Below are 17,225 nucleotides of genomic sequence, written 5' to 3' on the forward strand. Positions count from 1 at the left end.
GCTATGAAGCGTGTTTATTATCTTTTCGCCTTTATATCCGGAGTGGCTGCGTTTGGATATTTTAATTTATGGCAGGGTATCTTGTTTGCAATATTGCTCCTGATTGTTACCCTTTTTCAGCATCTCTCCAGCCGGAGAATTCTGGCGGTTACTTTATTGTTTCTTGTGGGAGGAACCTATTATCTTACCTATCATTCTGTAATGAACAGTGCGGTCGAATCCTTTGCTTCGCATGAGAAATCCGCAACACTGAAGATCGTTTCTCAACCGGAAACAACCTCCGGCGGAAACACCAGATTGATTTGCAAAGTGAGCGGGAAACCATTTAAGATTTTAATGTATATCCGGGGAAAAGCGCATGATATGACCTATTTGGATACTGTAAAGGTGAATGACTTTACATACTATTATACCTCTGAAAATTCTTATGGCGAATATTTGAACAGCAGCAATATCTTCGGAAATATCACAATCGATGCAGAACAAGCGTTGCTTTTGAAAAGAGCACATCCCTATCATCCTTTACGCCTATTTTCCGATTGCAGAAATCATTTGCTCAAAATTCTGAAAACATATTTTGAAGAGGACAGTTATCAGCTGATTGCCGGCATCCTTTTAGGGGATAAATCGGAGCAGACCGATTCCTTCCGAGAAATCATGTCGGTGTCCGGTGTTTCTCATGTTGTCGTTGTCTCCGGACTCCATTTTGGCATATGGATGATGATGATATCCGGCTTTTTGCTGCGTTTGCGGCTATCCTTGAGAAAGCGTTCGATTCTGATGATTGGAGCAACCATATTTTTTGCCTTCTTTATGGGGATGACTCCCTCGATCATCCGTGTATCTGTCATGCTGATTCTGACCTTTCTCTGTGATCTTTTTCTTATGAATCATGATGATAAGATTGCGGTTGTTATTCTTTCGGCTTTTCTTTCCGTGATAGGAAATCCCAATATGATTTTAAGCGTTAGCTTTCTCCTTTCTTATGGAGCTGTTTTGGGAATTCTTTTGTTCAGTGAAAAGATTTCAGAGAGGCTGAACAAATGGAAAGTCAGCTTCAAACCACTCAATGGAATTATCTCCGCTTCCCTTGCTGCACAGATTCTGACATTTCCATTTTTGGTATTTTATTTTAACCAGTTCTCCATTGTATTTTTGCTGGGAAACCTTTTGGTGTGTTTGATACTGCCTTTTTTGATGGGATATGGCCTTTTCTTTTGGATAACAGCCTATTTTTTCCCTGTTCTTGGCTCTGCCGTTGCCTATCCGCTGCGGATATTCCTTGATGTGATTACAGGGGGACTGAAGCTGATATGCAGAATTCCCTGCGCCGCCATTCCGGTTTATGAGGTGGATAAGGGAATTATTATTTTTTATTTTCTCCTGCTTTTTCTTTTCTGTAAAGTAAAATGGCGGGGAAAGTTTATTGTCATCCTTGGATTTTGCTTCTTATTTACCACCTTCTTTTTCTCTCCAATAAATCTTGTCGGAAACGGAACGGATCTGATATGCCTTAATATTTCAGATAATACGGCTTATCTTTTCCGAACCAAACAGAACAAAACAATTTTATTGGATTTGTCGTCTGACTTCGAAAGAAAAGAGTATCACAGACAAGCTTTTATAGAAGCTGTCAATCGACATGCCGGCGGAAAAATAGACTGTTATATTGCAGGGGGAAAGGAACAGGCAAAAATGCTTGGAGAAATAGACGATACCATCCATGTCGGCGTTGCTTTTATGCCGGAAGCGGTCAGGGAAATAACGGACAATGAAAATAGGATTCATTATTTTAACGAAGATACAACCGTTGAGATGGAGAATATCAAAATAACGCTGTTTTGCCAAGAGAAAGATGGCCTGGTCACAACGGCTGTCATTGACTATTTCGGGAATCATCTTCTGGCCTCTTCCAAAATGAACGAAAAACGATATGCGCAGTTGAAAACAGATTATTACGATATCGTTATGATAAACCGCTATATCTCAACGGTCTATCATAAAATTTATGGTTCTGTAGCCGAATGGAATGCGGATAAAATCATATACAACTTAAAAGAGAAAAATAAAATTTCCGATTGCTATAACATAGGTTTTTATGATAGAATAAAAATAAAGCTATTTCCAGAAAAAAATTTTGTGGTAAAGTAGGGGTCAGACATGTTTTCAAAGGAATTGGATAAAAGATTGAAAAGCGGAGTAGTCGATCCAGTTTACCTCTTTTACGGGAATGAGGATTATGTAAAAGAAGTATACGTGGAACGGATCAAAGAAATCGTCCTTCAGAATGATATGATGGAAATGAACTTTCATCCGATCAAGGAGAACATTACAAAGGAAGAATTGACGGAATTAATCGACTCAGTCCCTATGATGTGTGATAGAAAACTGATTTACTTAAACGGGCTGGGGATTGTGAAATCCGGGTTAAAACAGGAGATCAAGGATACTGTTATGGATATCCTCGCAGACATCCCACCCTATGCCGTGATTATTATTAAGGAAGATACCATTGATAAAAGGCAAAAAGCATTGCTCAAGCAGATTGAAAAAAAAGGAGTGATTGTAGAATTCCCTTATCTTTCAGAAAATGATATGATCACTTTTGTCAATCGGGAAGTAGGCAAGTATGGAAAGAAGATCAAAAAAGAGGATATTGAATATCTGATTTACCTTTGTGATACTTCCATCAATGCGATTCTGCGTGAGGTGGAGAAGCTGTGCAACTATGTCGGGGACGCGCAGATTATCACAAGAGAAGATATTGATAAGATGGTCAAAAAATCGATTGAAACCAGAATTTTTGAATTGTCGGATGCTATGGTCTCAAAAAACAAAACGCTTGCCTATCAAATACTAAGTGAGCTGAAGCTGTTCAAATTTCAGTATCCGGCAGCAACCCTGCTGTCACTGATCGCAAGGCATATGATTGGAATATATAACATGAAAATCAATTCCGATGTTTACGCAACATCAGAGAAGATGAAATATCTGGATGGTAAGGTTCCCCCTTTCGTTGTCAATAAGTATATCAAACAGGGAGCGAATCTTTCCGCCGATTCGTTAAAATCATTCATCAAGGAAATTTCAAAGCTGGATATTCAGACAAAGAGCAGCGGGCTGGACGGATACCTTGCTGTTGAAAAGTTGATTGCCTCTTTTTAGGTTTATAGTCAAACTGGCTATAAACCTTTTTTTCTGCGGATAGTTGAAAAGAAAGGGAATTACTGCTATAATTTTGGAAGAGGGTTTTTGGGAGTTACCATAGGAGGTATTTGACATGATGAGACAAAAGGATGAACCTGACGGTCTAAGAGGATTAAATGCCCGGGAAGTGAAAGAACGGAATGATCGGGGTCAAAGAAACATTGCTGTGGTGCCATCCTCCAGAAGCACAAGGCAGATTGTAGCGGAGAACGTCTTTACTTATTTCAACCTGATATTTGCAGTGCTGGCAGTTCTTCTGATATTAGTAGGATCTTTCCGTGATCTGACTTTCCTTCCCGTGATCATTGCGAACACATTGATTGGAATTGTTCAGGAGATCCGTTCAAAGAAAGTACTGGACAAGCTGACTGTACTTAATGCCCCAAAGGCACAGGTCCTGCGTGAGGGGGCTTTACATACCATCCAGTCGGAAGATTTGGTTTTGGATGATGTTGTACATTGGGAGGCAGGAAATCAAATTTGCGCAGATGCTGTGGTTTTGGAGGGGGAGGTACAGGTTAATGAATCTCTTTTGACCGGTGAGGCGGATGAAATTTCCAAAAAAACAGGAGACTCGCTGATGTCAGGCAGTTTTATTGTTTCGGGAAGCTGTTATGCCCGGTTGGAGAAAGTGGGAAAAGATTCCTATATCTCACGGCTTACGCTGGAGGCTAAGGCAGAGAAAACAAGAGAACAGTCAGAGATGATGCGTTCTCTCACGAAATTGATAAAAATGGTGGGCTTTGTCATCATTCCTATCGGGTTGATTATGTTTCTGGAGCATCATTTTCTGATGGGAGAGACGATACGGGGAAGTGTGGTATCCATGGTTGCCGCCTTACTTGGAATGATACCAGAGGGTTTATATCTGCTGGCAAGTGTCGCTCTTGCAGTCAGTGTGATCCGTCTGGCACAAAAAAGAGTGCTGGTTCACAATATGTCCTGTATTGAAACGTTGGCTAGAGTGGATGTGCTGTGTGCTGATAAAACCGGAACCATAACGGAAAATACAATGCAGGTAAATGATCTGATCCCGCTTGACGGCAGGGAGAAGGAATCACTGAAACGAACAGTGGGGGATTTTGTCCGGAATATGGACAGGGACAATATTACCATGGAAGCCATGCAGGAATACTTTAAGGAAAATTCAGAGCGCAAAGCGTTGTCTGTCACATCCTTTTCTTCCGCTTATAAATACAGCAGTGCTTCTTTTGAAGAAGGCGCATACGTATTGGGAGCTCCGGAATTCGTGCTCCAGAGCCAGTATGAGGAATACCGTGAGGTTATCGAGGAATATTCGGAACAAGGATATCGTGTGCTGATCTTTGCTCTTTATCACGGTGTGATTGACGGCGGACCGCTCACGGAGCATGCAGAGGCATTAGGGCTGATCCTTCTTTCCAATCCCGTCCGCAAAGAGGCGGCGGAAACGTTTCACTACTTTGCGCAGCAGGGGGTTGAAGTAAAAGTCATATCCGGCGATAATCCCATGACGGTATCGGAGGTGGCAAAACAGGCGGAAATCCCGCATGCGGAACATTATATTGATGCATCTAAATTGACCAGTGAAGAAATGATTGATGAAGCGATATTAAAATATACTGTTTTCGGACGCGTCACACCGGAGCAAAAAAAACAGTTTGTTTTATCTTTGCAGAAAATGGGAAAAACGGTTGCAATGACCGGCGATGGCGTCAATGATGTCTTGGCATTGAAAAGGGCGGATTGCAGTATTGCAATGGCTTCCGGCAGTGACGCAGCTACCCACGCGGCACAATTGGTTTTACTGGATTCTGATTTTTCCTGTATGCCTTCTGTGGTAGCGGAAGGACGAAGAGTAGTCAACAATATCCAGAGATCCTCCTGCTTGTTTCTGGTGAAAAATATTTTTTCTTTTTTGATGGCATTATTTTCTATGATATTTTTAGTGGATTATCCGTTGATGCCATCACAAATTTCACTGGTCAGCATGTTTACCATTGGTGTGCCGGCTTTTTTCCTCGCACTGGAACCCAATCACAGTATCATCAAAGGCAATTTTCTGCATAATGTTTTGTTTGCGGCTTTCCCTGCGGGACTTACCAATTTTATTGCTATTGGCGCCATGGTTGTATTCGGGAAAGTATTTGAAGTGGATTCCCTTGTGATTTCTACCTGTTCAACTGTGCTTCTGGCTGTTGTCGGCCTGATGATTCTGTTCCAAATCAGCAAACCGATGAATGCGCTTCGGTGGACAATTTGGCTTGCAATGATGGCAGGGCTGATTTTTTCCAGCTTCTTTTTGAGTGATCTGTTCAGCATTTATCCCTTATCTTTAGAAGGCGGAATGCTGCTGGTTGTATTTGCTATTGTAACAGAGCCTATCTTCCGTTACATCACTATTTTGTTTGAAAAAGCTCGGCAATTCATTCAATATTTAAAAAGAAAATTCAGAGGAATGCGGAATATCGGAACAAATTGAATAACAAAATAACCTCTTTACTCATATGATATTGTATCATGGGATGTAGGGAGGTTTTTCCTTTGGTACGACTTGACAGCTTTATCGTAAAGGAAACCAATGCCGGAATGCGGGGACAGGTAGTTCCCTATGGAATCAGGATGGTTGGAGCTCCCCTGGAGTGGAAAGAGACAATGGGAGAGGGGATAAAAATCGGTGTCATTGATACTGGAATCGATAAAAATCATCTTGATCTGAGAGACAGAATCCGGGATTACAGAAACTTTACGGGAAAAGATATTAAAAATGTAGAAGATGAAAACGGTCATGGCACCCATGTTTGTGGAAGCATTTGTGCCAGTAATACGGGAAACGGGATTGTCGGTGTAGCGCCGAAAGCAGAACTGTATGTCGCAAAGGCGTTTGACCGGGACGGTGGTTCTTCGGAAGAAAAGATTATCAACGCGCTGTATTGGCTGGCGGAAAAAGAAGTACATATTATAAATATGTCCTTTTCCTCCAATGAATACACGGATAAATACCGAGACGTTATGCAGGAGATTTATATGAAAAATATCGTCATGGTGGCGGCGGCAGGAAATCAAGGGGAAATGGGCATTGGATATCCTGCCAAATTTCCTACAACAATAACGGTTGCTGCGGTAGACATGATGAAACGTACGACTTCCTTTTCATCGGTTGGAGACGAAATTGATGTCTGTGCTGCTGGAAAGGATGTCTATTCTACTTATCCCAATAATAAGTATGCTCTGCTTAGCGGAACCTCAATGGCAACCCCGCTCATTTCCGGTTCTGCCGCGCTGTTTCAAGGAAAGGCCATGCTTCGCTATGGGAAACTGCTGTATCCGGAGCAAATCCGCCTGCTTCTGCAGATGTATTCCGAAGATTTGGGAGAATACCAAAGGGATCAAAATTATGGATACGGTTTATTCTCTTTTGGGCGAGTGTTTGGGAAAGATAGGGTATATTAAAACAGTTGTTTTTTCCACTTTATGGTGACTTTTGCCTTGCAAAAGTATATTTATCTTGTTATAATAAAAAACACAAATGAAAAAAGGGGAAATAAAAAATGGCTTTAATAAAATGTGATTTTTTTGCGGAGAGCTTAGGAATGTGCAGTTCCATGTATGTTGCGATTCCTCAAAAGGGTACCAACGGGCAGATTGGCATCAAGAATGTTTGTCATGACGGAAAATTCAAAAGCTTGTTGCTTTTGCACGGACTTTCGGATGATCAGAGTATCTGGCTGAGAAGAACATCCATTGAGCGGTATGCTTCTGAATATGGCATTGCGGTTATCATGCCCTGCGGAGGCAAAAGCTTTTATACCAATATGAAATATGGAAGTGACTTCTATACATATATTGCAAAAGAAGTTCCGGCTGTTGCACGGGAATTTTTCCAAATATCCGGGAGAAGAGAAGATTCTTTTGTTGCCGGAATTTCTATGGGAGGATACGGCGCTTTGAAAATTGGTTTGAAAGAGAGTGATTCTTTCAGTGCAGCGGCTGGAATTTCCAGTGTGGCTGATATTGTGCAGAGAAGTCAGCCAAAGGGGGAGGGAGAGATTGATTTTTCAAACGTATTGACTCCCGTTTTTGGCGAAGAGATGGATATTCCTGCGGAAGAAGATCTTTTCCAACTTGCAGAAAAGAAAGGGAAAGACGGCGCACCGCTTCCGAAAGTGCTCATGTGCTGCGGTACAATGGACTATATGTATCAGGATAATCTGCGGTTAAAGGAACATTTTGAGGCATTGCCGTTTGACTTCACCTTTGAGGAGGCAGAGGGGAAAGGGCATAGCTGGGAGTATTGGGATGCAGCAATCCAGCGTGTATTAGAATGGCTGCCGCTGTAAAATAGTGAGAAAAAACGCCGGGCAATAGGCGGAAGTTTATAGGAAAGGAAGATTCCGCAGGATTAAAGTCTTGCGGAATTCCTTTTTTATTGGGGATATTAGTTGTCTTGTATGAAAAATCGCTGATAAAGTTAAAACTCAATTGTTTGTTTTTGGATTTTTGTTATTTGCTTTTTCCTGCTCGTTTGACTGCGGTAAAAATGTAATATTATTTGAAAAAGATATTTGTTTTATTTTTTCAAAAACGCCCCCCAAATTTTTAACCACTGTTTCGTATTATACAATACAAGCGGCTTGAATTAAAAATACGAGGGGGAACCATTATGAAATTATCGCGAAAAATGATGAGTTTTCTTTTGACGGCACTCATGGTATTAATTCTGCTTCCGGCTGCTGCTATGAAGATCGGCGCATCCAATATGTATGAAAACAGCGACTTTATCGAAACGGAACAACCGGAACTCAGTGAGGAATCGAAACAGTTGATTTCCCTGTATCAAAAAAATCCCACTGTGGAAAATTATCTGAACCTTCGGAATAATGTCATAGACAATTACAATGCTGTGCTTGAACGGAAAGAAGCTAAACTTGCCGAATTGAAAACGGAAACGGCAGGGAAACCCGGCGGTGATGCAATTGTTGCTGAGATGGAAGAAATTGTTCAGGAGATGTATATAACCTACTGGAGTCGTATCAACAGCAGTATGCTCCGTTTCACCGATACACGGCTTTTGAAATGGAAAATTTCCAATGCGGCGCAGTATGAGTATATCCCTGTTATGGGCGCAGGGGAAAGCATTTATGTCAAACGCACATCTGTTACAAACGCGGAATATGCAGAGTTTGTCACGGCAACAGGTGCACAAGCTCCGTCCAACTGGTCGGACGGGACTTATCCCGCAGGAGAGGACAATTATCCTGTAAATTTGGTTTCCTATGAGGACGCGGAAAACTATTGCGATTGGCTGACCGAACAGGACGGTGTGGATACCTATCGTTTGCCCAATGAAAGCGAATGGGAACTGGCGGCAGGACATATGCCGAAAGACGCTGATTTTAACTGCGGTGTCAATGACGGCAGAACGCCGGTTGAACAGTATGCTGACGTTACCAGAGGCGCACATGGCGCGATTGATTTTTGGGGAAATGTTTGGGAATGGACATCAACCGTGAGAGACAATTCTAATGGGATAACCACGTTGGGCGTCAAGGGCGGTTCTTGGAAATCCTCCAGAACAGATTGCCGTACCGAGTGCCGTGAGGAAGGCCGAGACGATTCGAGGGGCTATGAAGATGTGGGCTTCCGCGTAATTCAAGTATTAAACGGAATCGAGCCTGAACAAAAAGTAGAGCTTGCAACTCTTGCTTCTCCTGTTGTATCAGCAACATCTACAGCACCGGACAGTATTACATTATCGTGGCAGCCGGTTGACGGCGCAATAGAATATCAGCTTTTTGAGTATTTTGAAGAAACAGGACTTGTGCAAATGCTTGAAACGACAAAAGAAACATCTGTTACAATGCGTGATTTGGTAACGGGCAGTACACACCAATATATTGTTCAGCCAATCGCTTACATTGAAATTGCAGATAATGTATCTTCGGAAAACAGCGTTGTGGCAACCTGTGGCCAGGAAACTAATACAGCCGATTGGCAAACCGCCATTGTATTGCAGATAGACAATCCCATGCTGACTGTAAACGGTGAGGAAAAAAATATTGATGATAACGGTACTGTTCCGCTTTTGATGAACGACAGGACGCTTGTTCCGATTAGAGCCATAGTGGAAGCAATGGGCGGAACGGTAGAATGGAATCAGGACTTACAAACGGCTGTACTTATGATGAATGGGATTGAAATACGTCTTGTAATAGACAGCACCATCGCATATTTGAATGGAGAAGAAAAAATTTAGATACAGCGCCGATTCTTATAAACGACAGAACATTGTTCCCCATTCGGTTTGTAGCAGAAAGTTTTGGATTTGATGTAACTTGGGACGAGCAGAACAGGATTGTAACAATAGGCTATAATGGTCAAACAATGAAAAATTCCGCAACACTTTTATATCAAGGATAAGGAAGTATTCGTATTGTAACTGCCGAAGAAAAGGTTATCTATATTGACCCCTATGCTGGGGAGGGCTACAACCTCCCCGCTGATTTAATTTTGGTAACACACGGGCATTCCGACCATAATGCTTTGGAAAAAATAGAAAACCGAAACAGCGATTGTGTCATTATAACACAGAGCGAAGCAATACAGGACGGGGAGCATCAAATGTTTGATTTGGGCTATGTTCAAGTAGAAGCTGTGGAAGCGGGATATAATGATATGCACGATGTAAAAGAGTGTGTTGGGTATGTACTAACTTTTTCTAACGGTAAGTCGGTCTATGTTTCGGGAGACACCTCAACAACACGGCAAATGTCAGAAATGGCACAAATGCAGATTGATTATGCGTTTTATTGCTGTGACGGCGTATTTAATATGGGATTGGACGAAGCCGCTCTTTGTGCCCAAATGGTTGGTGCGAAACACAATATCCCCTATCACATGACAGGCAGAACGCTAAAAACCTATGATAGAGAAATTGCGGAACAATTTTCTGCACCCAATCGGCTGATTGTTGACTCCGGAGAGAAAATTGAGATTGTATAAAATGGTCTTTAACCATAGCCATATTGAAAATATTTGTGTTATGTTCAAATATTCAATAAAATGTAGTCAAGCAACAAGGAAGTGAGAAACAAATGGAAACGGCTGAAAAAATAATACGGGCACAGGCAGATAATGTAGCGCGGGAGTTATTTATCAAGGAAAATATGGCATTTATTTATAGCTGTGCTGCACAGGTAGCCGGACACTTTGTCGATGAAAGCGATGATGTGTTTTCTGAGGCTTTAGCCGCCTTCCATGACGCTCTCACAAACTACGAGGAAAGAAAAGGTCATTTTCATGCGTTTGCGAAGACTTGTATTCAAAACAGGATTAAGGATTATTACCGTGCACAAAACCGTCATAGACACATAATCCCGTTCAGCAGTCTTGCGGCGGAGAATAGTAACGGCGAAGAAACTGCTTTTGAAGTGGAAGATAAAAATACAGGGACTTCTGAAACCGCTTTTGAAATTTATTCTCTGAAAGCGGAGCTGGAATCGTTTAGAATATCATTTTTTGAGCTTCCAAAAGCTGCGCCGAAATCGAAAAAGACGCGGGATGCCTGCGTTGATATTGTACGATATATTACGGGCAGCAAAGAACTGCTTGCTACCGTATATAATAAAAAGGTTTTGCCGGTAAAACAAGTACTCTCTGATTTAAAAGTGAACAAAAAAATACTGGAACGGCATAGAAACTATTTAATTATGGGAATTTTAATTATAAATGGAAATTACGAAATATTATCAGAATATTTTGATTCCGAATACAGGAGGTGGAAACAATGAAGGGGACTGTGATGGATATTCAAAACGGCCGGGCGGTTGTTTTTCAGAAAAACGGAGATATGACCGAAGTGAAAGACAAAGGGTATCAAATCGGACAAACCATCAATATCACAATCTATCCGTACAAAAAGTTTATGGTAATGGCAGCCTGCTTTATGCTGATTTTTATCACAGGCGTTTCGGGATATGAGGCGGCATACCGTACGCCGTCCGGCTATATCTATGTAGATATTAACCCAAGCATGCGTCTAGATGTAAACTGCTTTGACAAGGTTATTTCCGTTGTTCCATTAAATGAGGATGCTGCGGGACTTATAAAAGACTATCCGCTTCGAGCGGCCGATACGGAACAATGTATTGACGAAATTGTATTTGCCTGCCGTGAAAAAGAATATTTGAATAATCATGATAAAGATATTGAATTGAATGTAGTCACAAAGAAATCAAACTTAAACAATCGCGTTCATATGGTATCGGAAAAGCTGAAAAAGGATAATTGGAAGGTCTCTGTGCTTAATGTGGACAAAGAGGAAAATGACAAAGCAATGAGATACCGAACGTCTCCAAAAAGGCTCAAAGCGGTTGAAGAATATACAAACGCATTCGGTGGAACACTTGAGGACAATTTTGCGGCATTAAAGGATACAACAAACAATGACATCTATGCGGAGCTTGAGGCGGCTGGTTATACAATGGAGATGGACAGCAAAAACGGCTTTGAGCAGAAACCGCAGGACGGAAAATATAAATCTTCGCCCGAACGGCTGAAAGCTGTGAAAGAATATACGGATATGTTCGGCGGAAGTTTGGAGGAAAATATGAAAGCCCTAAAAAGTATCGGCATACAAGAAATATATGCTGCAATGGAAAGCCAAACGCCAATTACAATTTTTTCGAATTAAGAAAATATGTGTGATTTTATTGTGAAATTCAAATACATTTGTTGATGTAAAAAGAGATAAAGACTCATATTACGGTCTGTATCTCTTTTTGCATTCAGTCTATCGGTAATAGAAATCATTTTGATACTTTTTTATTATTCCGGCGTTTTCTGATCAGTCAAATAATACTTCCCATGATGTGCTCTGTGCAGCCTTGAGACACATTGCAATCTGCTCTCTTGTATTTTTTCCTTCTGACAGCGGCGGAAGATTCTCCAGGGAAAAATATCCGCTGTCTACTGTTTCAATATTTTTCTGAAATGCTCCGCCCAGCAGCTTGCATAATACAAATACTTTACAGACACCATAGGGGATAGGAGGAGTATTGTGAAGATTTCTATCCTGAACAGCGATAAGACGATAGGCTTCCACATCAAGCCCGGCTTCCTCCCGTGTCTCCTTCTCGGTGTTTGTTTTTATTGAGAGATTAACATCCACCCAACCGCCGGGCAAAGACCATCTTTCATCCTTTTCCTGTACAAGCAGAATTTTATTATCCTGAACCAAAACCGCCCTTGTGTCTATTTTAGGTGTTTGATATCCCTCTTCATTGCAAAACAATTCCCTGATTTTTTCTGTGGATATCCCTGTTTTATAGCTTAGCATTTGGGCGGAAATATCACGAATCCGTTCAAATCGTTCCAAATCAAAGGGATCTTTGGAATAATACAGGCCTGCCTGCGACAAAGCCTGAAGTTCCTGTGCCCATCCCAGCCAAGGCTCGTTGATGAGAATATCATGATTCATTTTTTATCCTCCTCTTTTTGAAAAAGGAGACAGATAAACTGTCCCCTTTTCATTCAATATCTTTATAAGTGCTTCCATTTTGCAAACAGGGGAAAGAAATCACCGATTGCTCATAAATTTCAATCCTACCATTTGTAGAAATGTGGAACCATCACAGAGAAGAGATGATCTCTTTTAAGTATTCAGAAAATACATCTCCTAAATCATCTCTGCGCAGAGCATATTCCACCATGGCTTGCAGATAGCCGAATTTATCCCCTACATCATATCTTCGCCCGATAAAATCATATCCATATACCTTTCCGCTTTCACAGAGCATTTTAATTGCATCTGTCAGCTGAATTTCTCCTCCAGCGCCCGGTTTTGTTTTCTCCAGTGCATCGAAGATTTCAGGTTCTAGAATATATCTTCCCAGCACCGCAATATTCGAAGGTGCTTCCTCTTTCTTAGGCTTTTCCACCATATCTTTTACGCGGTATACTCTGTCTTCAACTTTAGAACAGTCTAAAGCACCGTATTTTGATATATTGTCATAAGAGACGGTCTGTACGCCGAGAATTGTTCCTGGATGTTTTTCATAAACGTCAATCATCTGTTTCAAGCACGGCACTTCACTGTGTACAACGTCATCTCCCAACAGTACCGCAAATGGTTCACCGGCTGCAAAGGTTTTCGCATGATAGACTGCATGGCCGAGCCCCTTTTGTTCCTGCTGACGTATGAATTGAACGTTCACCATATCAGAGATTTTTCGAAGTTCTGATATTACCTGAGTTTTTCCGCTTTTTGTGAGTGCGCATTCCAACTCCACATTGATATCGAAATGATCTTCAATTGCTTTTTTTGAGCGGCTTGTAATGATGAGCAGGTCTGTAATTCCTGATTGAACGGCCTCCTCTACGATATACTGAATGGTCGGTATATCGATGATTGGAAGCATTTCCTTAGGCATTGCTTTGGTAGCCGGCAAAAATCGAGTCCCCAAACCGGCTGCCGGAATGACAGCTTTCGTAATCTTTTTCACGATTTGTACTCCTTTAAATTTATTTTTTTGTCTAAACCCCATCCGTCTATCCCCGAACGGATCAAGGCGCCGAAAACTCTTTTTTTCACGCCTCGGTTGTCCTTATTCATTAAGTTTAACATATCTTTCATATCTTGTCGAGTGGTTTTTCCGTTTGCCGGACACGGATTATGCATAATAGGGAACTGCATCCTTTTTACAATACTTCTGATTTCCTTTTCCGGTGCGTAGATGAGGGGACGGATCTGATACACGTCAGCCCTTGTTAAATGGGTTACAGGAGAAAAACAGCCGATTCTCCCTTCATATAAGAGACATAAAAAGAAGGTTTCTACTACATCATCATAGTGATGTCCCAGCGCAATTTTGTTGCATCCATGTTTTTTTGCCAGATCATTTAAGGCGCCCCTTCGCATCTTTGCGCAAAGAGAACAAGGATTGCTTTCTTTTCTGATATCAAAAATAACTTCCTTAAAATTTGTTTTTTCGACAATATAAGGGATTGCTCTCTCTTCACAAAGAGCTGCAAGCACAGAAGCGTCAAAACCTTCAAATCCCATATCAAGTGTTAGGCCGATTAACTCAAACTTTTTTGGATAAAACCGCTGCAATTCCTTTAATGCCAGTAAAAGTGTTACACTGTCCTTGCCGCCGGAAACGCCCACTGCAATTTTATCTCCCTCCTCAATCATATGATAATCTTCGACCGCCCGGCGCATATAACTTAAAATTTTTCTCATTCGTTTCACTCGTTTTCTTTATCGTTCTTGAGATTCATTATAACAATATAAAAACACTTTTGCAAGGCAAAAGCTATGATAAAAGCGTTTCAACTATACAAGAAGGAGATATCTGCTTTCCGTCTTTTATAGCCTGCAATAGCCATTCTTAAACTTAAAAAGGATAATCTTTCAAAAGAAAAAGTAAAATGGAGATTGAGTATAATCTAGAAAAACAGAGATTAAGAGAGAAAAATAGAGTTCACAAGTTATATATTGAAAAAATGAAAAAAACATATTGACAAAACGGATAAGATGTATTAAACTAGGTAAAGTAAAAATAAAGGATCGAAGAACAAAGGAGGCAAAACTTATGAAAAGCACATACTTGGCAAAACCAAATGAGCTTGAAAAGAAATGGTATATCATAGATGCTGCCGGTAAACCTTTGGGAAGGGTTGCAACAACAGTTGCTACCATCCTGAGAGGTAAGCATCGTCCCACATATACCCCAAATGTTGACTGCGGAGATCATGTTATTGTGATCAATGCGGAAAAAGCAATTTTAACCGGCAATAAGATGGAAAGCAAAATGTATTATAGACATACCGGATATATTGGCGGACTGAAAGCGGTATCTTATAAGGATTTAATGTCCTCTAAACCGGAAAAAGCATTTATGCTGGCTGTAAAAGGTATGCTCCCTAAAAATTCTTTAGGTAGAAAAATGCTGACAAATTTAAGAGTATACAGAGGGGAAGAGCACAAGCATGAAGCTCAGAACCCGATTGTATACAACGGTTAAGAAGGGAGGATTATTCGAATGGCTAAAGTGATAGAAAGTTACTATGGTACTGGAAGAAGAAAGTCTTCCGTAGCAAGAGTGCGTTTGGTTCCCGGAAACGGAAATATTACAATCAATAATAGAACGATTGACGATTATTTTGGATTGGAAACGTTAAAGGTGATTGCTCGTCAGCCCCTTACACTGACAAAGACTGAGGGGAAGGTTGACGTTATCGTTCGTGTAAACGGCGGCGGATTCACCGGACAGGCAGGCGCTATCCGGCATGGTATCGCAAGAGCGCTTCTGAAAATGGACGCTGAACTGAGACCGGAGCTGAAAAAAGCAGGCTTCCTGACCCGTGACCCAAGAATGAAAGAAAGAAAGAAATACGGTCTAAAAGCGGCACGTCGTGCACCGCAGTTCTCAAAACGTTAATCGTACGTTTCACAGCGATATTCAAAACAGATAGGTAAAACCTCTCAGGGAAATCCTGAGAGGTTTTTTGAGAAAATGACACATGTAATTGAACAAAAAGACTGTCTTAGAAAGTTAGGTTTATAGCATGGCTTCACTTTTATTAGCTATTATATATTTGGCGTTTATCACTTTGGGGCTTCCCGATTCGCTGTTGGGGGCTGCCTGGCCCAGTATGTATCAGGAGATAGGTGCATCTGTATCATGGGCGGGAATTCTTTCGATGATTACGGCAGCAGGAACTATTATCTCCAGCTTAGCAAGTGATAGAATAATTCGCAAACTGGGTGCTGGACGGGTTACCGCCATTAGTTCATGTATGACAGCAGTCGCTTTGTTCGGATTTTCCACCAGCCGTTCTTTCTGGATTTTATGCCTTTGGGCTGTACCATATGGATTGGGTGCTGGCAGCATTGATGCGGCGTTAAATAATTTTGTAGCGCTTCATTATCCGGCAAGACATATGAGTTGGCTGCACTGCATGTGGGGGATTGGCGCCAGTGCGGGCGCTGTAATTATAGGCTGGGCGATTGCAGAAGGATTCCATTGGAATGGAGGCTATCAGGTCACCTCTATTTTGCAGTTCGTTCTGACAATTACCCTTTTTCTTTCTTTGCCTCTTTGGAAAAGAGTAGCTGGTTCTTATGCGGAAAGAGAGCCGAAACAGCAGAAGTCTGCCGTCTATAAGCTTTCTCAGATTATAAAGAGGAAGGGCGTAAAAGAGGTTTTGATTTTCTTTTTTTGCTATTGTGCTTTAGAGTCTACGGCAGGTATGTGGGCGGCGAGCTATTGTACGATTTATCGCGGTATCACACCAGAGCAGGCAGCACGGTGGGCAAGCTTGTTTTACTTAGGAATTACAGCGGGAAGATTTGTCTGTGGTTTTCTTACCGTGAAAATAAATGACAAAAACATGATTCGTTTGGGTCAGGGATTGACTGCAGTGGGGTTGCTGCTTGTTATGCTTCCGCTTGATAAAAGTTTTCTTTTCACTGGATTGATTCTGATCGGATGTGGCTGCGCGCCTATCTATCCTTCTATTATACATGAAACCCCTGTTAATTTTGGGAAAGACTTGAGTCAATCAATTATAGGTGTACAGATGGCTGCGGCTTATGTTGGGACCTGTTTGATACCTCCAATATTTGGTCTGTTGGCACAATTTGTCGCTATTTCGATGTATCCCTTTTTCTTAGTGATACTGTTGGTTATAATGGTAGTTATGTCGGAAAAGCTGCATATTTTAACGACAAAAAGGTGAAATATATATTGCATGAAAAAAACAGCAATCGTCATGGAATTGAGATGATTCCATGACGATTTTTTGTATCACGAAAACCACCAGCTAAGCTGGTGGTTCAAAAGAGGCTTATGCCGATGAGGAATAAAAAACCTATGTTAAAATAGAAGCGGGTCTAGTCAGCCGCAACAAAATAATATAGGGGGTATCAAAATGAAGATTGATACAAAAAGCAGTTTATCACACACAACATGGAATTGCAAGTATCACATAGTATTTGCACCAAAATATCGGAGACAAATAATATACGGAAAAAT

General features: G+C 41.2%; 17 protein-coding genes. 14 read left to right on the top strand and 3 right to left on the bottom strand.

The genetic code is table 11. The features are described 5' to 3' along the window. Positions 1-81 precede the first annotated feature (81 nt). The 10 genes from KQI32_RS07220 (at position 82) to KQI32_RS07265 (ending at position 11,878) form a co-directional block, all read left to right on the top strand. Complete coding sequence (locus KQI32_RS07220; protein WP_216424492.1) at positions 82-2,151, top strand: ComEC/Rec2 family competence protein; 2,070 nt, start codon at positions 82-84, stop codon at positions 2,149-2,151. A gap of 9 nt (positions 2,152-2,160) precedes the next feature. Continuing rightward, entirely contained in the window at positions 2,161-3,165 is a 1,005-nt protein-coding gene (gene holA / locus KQI32_RS07225) for a DNA polymerase III subunit delta (RefSeq protein WP_177690941.1), read from the top strand. Between the two features lie 115 nt (positions 3,166-3,280). Further along, complete coding sequence (locus KQI32_RS07230) at positions 3,281-5,668, top strand: cation-translocating P-type ATPase (protein ID WP_216424494.1); 2,388 nt, start codon at positions 3,281-3,283, stop codon at positions 5,666-5,668. Between the two features lie 62 nt (positions 5,669-5,730). Beyond that, the gene (locus KQI32_RS07235; RefSeq protein WP_177690948.1) at positions 5,731-6,639 is read left to right on the top strand and encodes a S8 family peptidase; all 909 of its coding nucleotides are present in this window, start codon (positions 5,731-5,733) and stop codon (positions 6,637-6,639) included. Between the two features lie 98 nt (positions 6,640-6,737). Then, positions 6,738-7,526, top strand: coding sequence for an alpha/beta hydrolase family protein (locus KQI32_RS07240; protein WP_216424496.1), 789 nt, complete (start codon positions 6,738-6,740; stop codon positions 7,524-7,526). 323 nt (positions 7,527-7,849) lie between these two features. Further along, entirely contained in the window at positions 7,850-9,442 is a 1,593-nt protein-coding gene (locus tag KQI32_RS07245) for an SUMF1/EgtB/PvdO family nonheme iron enzyme (RefSeq protein WP_216424500.1), read from the top strand. Positions 9,443-9,474: 32 nt separating this feature from the next. After that, positions 9,475-9,606, top strand: a complete 132-nt coding sequence (locus KQI32_RS13640; protein ID WP_374197063.1) for a stalk domain-containing protein — start codon at positions 9,475-9,477, stop codon at positions 9,604-9,606. A 12-nt stretch (positions 9,607-9,618) separates the two neighbouring features. Continuing rightward, positions 9,619-10,188: an MBL fold metallo-hydrolase gene (locus KQI32_RS07255; RefSeq protein ID WP_308167046.1), complete on the top strand. Its 570-nt coding sequence runs from the start codon at positions 9,619-9,621 to the stop codon at positions 10,186-10,188. A 92-nt stretch (positions 10,189-10,280) separates the two neighbouring features. After that, positions 10,281-10,976 carry a sigma factor gene (locus tag KQI32_RS07260; protein WP_216424502.1) on the top strand — a complete coding sequence of 232 codons (696 nt, stop codon included), beginning with the start codon at positions 10,281-10,283 and terminating at the stop codon, positions 10,974-10,976. Then, the gene (locus tag KQI32_RS07265; RefSeq protein ID WP_216424504.1) at positions 10,973-11,878 is read left to right on the top strand and encodes a hypothetical protein; all 906 of its coding nucleotides are present in this window, start codon (positions 10,973-10,975) and stop codon (positions 11,876-11,878) included. Before KQI32_RS07260 ends, KQI32_RS07265 begins: the two co-directional genes overlap by 4 nt. Before the next feature lie 153 nt (positions 11,879-12,031). On the opposite strand, the gene KQI32_RS07270 is transcribed toward KQI32_RS07265, so the two are convergent. The 3 genes from KQI32_RS07270 to KQI32_RS07280 form a co-directional block, all read right to left on the bottom strand. Continuing rightward, positions 12,032-12,664 carry an NUDIX hydrolase gene (locus KQI32_RS07270; RefSeq protein WP_216424506.1) on the bottom strand — a complete coding sequence of 211 codons (633 nt, stop codon included), beginning with the start codon at positions 12,662-12,664 and terminating at the stop codon, positions 12,032-12,034. Positions 12,665-12,815: 151 nt separating this feature from the next. Continuing rightward, entirely contained in the window at positions 12,816-13,730 is a 915-nt protein-coding gene (galU, locus tag KQI32_RS07275; protein WP_177690954.1) for a UTP--glucose-1-phosphate uridylyltransferase GalU, read from the bottom strand. Continuing rightward, positions 13,685-14,437: an ATP-binding protein gene (locus KQI32_RS07280; RefSeq protein ID WP_374197064.1), complete on the bottom strand. Its 753-nt coding sequence runs from the start codon at positions 14,435-14,437 to the stop codon at positions 13,685-13,687. The genes galU and KQI32_RS07280 overlap by 46 nt, the downstream gene beginning before the upstream one ends. A 343-nt stretch (positions 14,438-14,780) precedes the next feature. Here KQI32_RS07280 and rplM point away from each other — a divergent pair, with 343 nt between their 5' ends. From rplM to KQI32_RS07300, 4 genes are all read left to right on the top strand, one after another. Beyond that, positions 14,781-15,212, top strand: a complete 432-nt coding sequence (rplM, locus tag KQI32_RS07285) for a 50S ribosomal protein L13 (protein WP_177690958.1) — start codon at positions 14,781-14,783, stop codon at positions 15,210-15,212. A gap of 18 nt (positions 15,213-15,230) precedes the next feature. Continuing rightward, positions 15,231-15,629, top strand: a complete 399-nt coding sequence (gene rpsI, locus KQI32_RS07290) for a 30S ribosomal protein S9 (RefSeq protein WP_216424510.1) — start codon at positions 15,231-15,233, stop codon at positions 15,627-15,629. A 127-nt stretch (positions 15,630-15,756) separates the two neighbouring features. Next, positions 15,757-16,929, top strand: a complete 1,173-nt coding sequence (locus tag KQI32_RS07295) for a sugar MFS transporter (protein WP_216424512.1) — start codon at positions 15,757-15,759, stop codon at positions 16,927-16,929. A 192-nt stretch (positions 16,930-17,121) separates the two neighbouring features. Next, the coding region (locus tag KQI32_RS07300; protein ID WP_216424515.1) for a transposase at positions 17,122-17,225 on the top strand (104 nt) is incomplete at its 3' end.

The organism is Acetivibrio sp. MSJd-27 (assembly GCF_018918095.1).
In the GTDB taxonomy this organism is placed as follows: domain Bacteria; phylum Bacillota; class Clostridia; order UMGS1840; family HGM11507; genus HGM11507.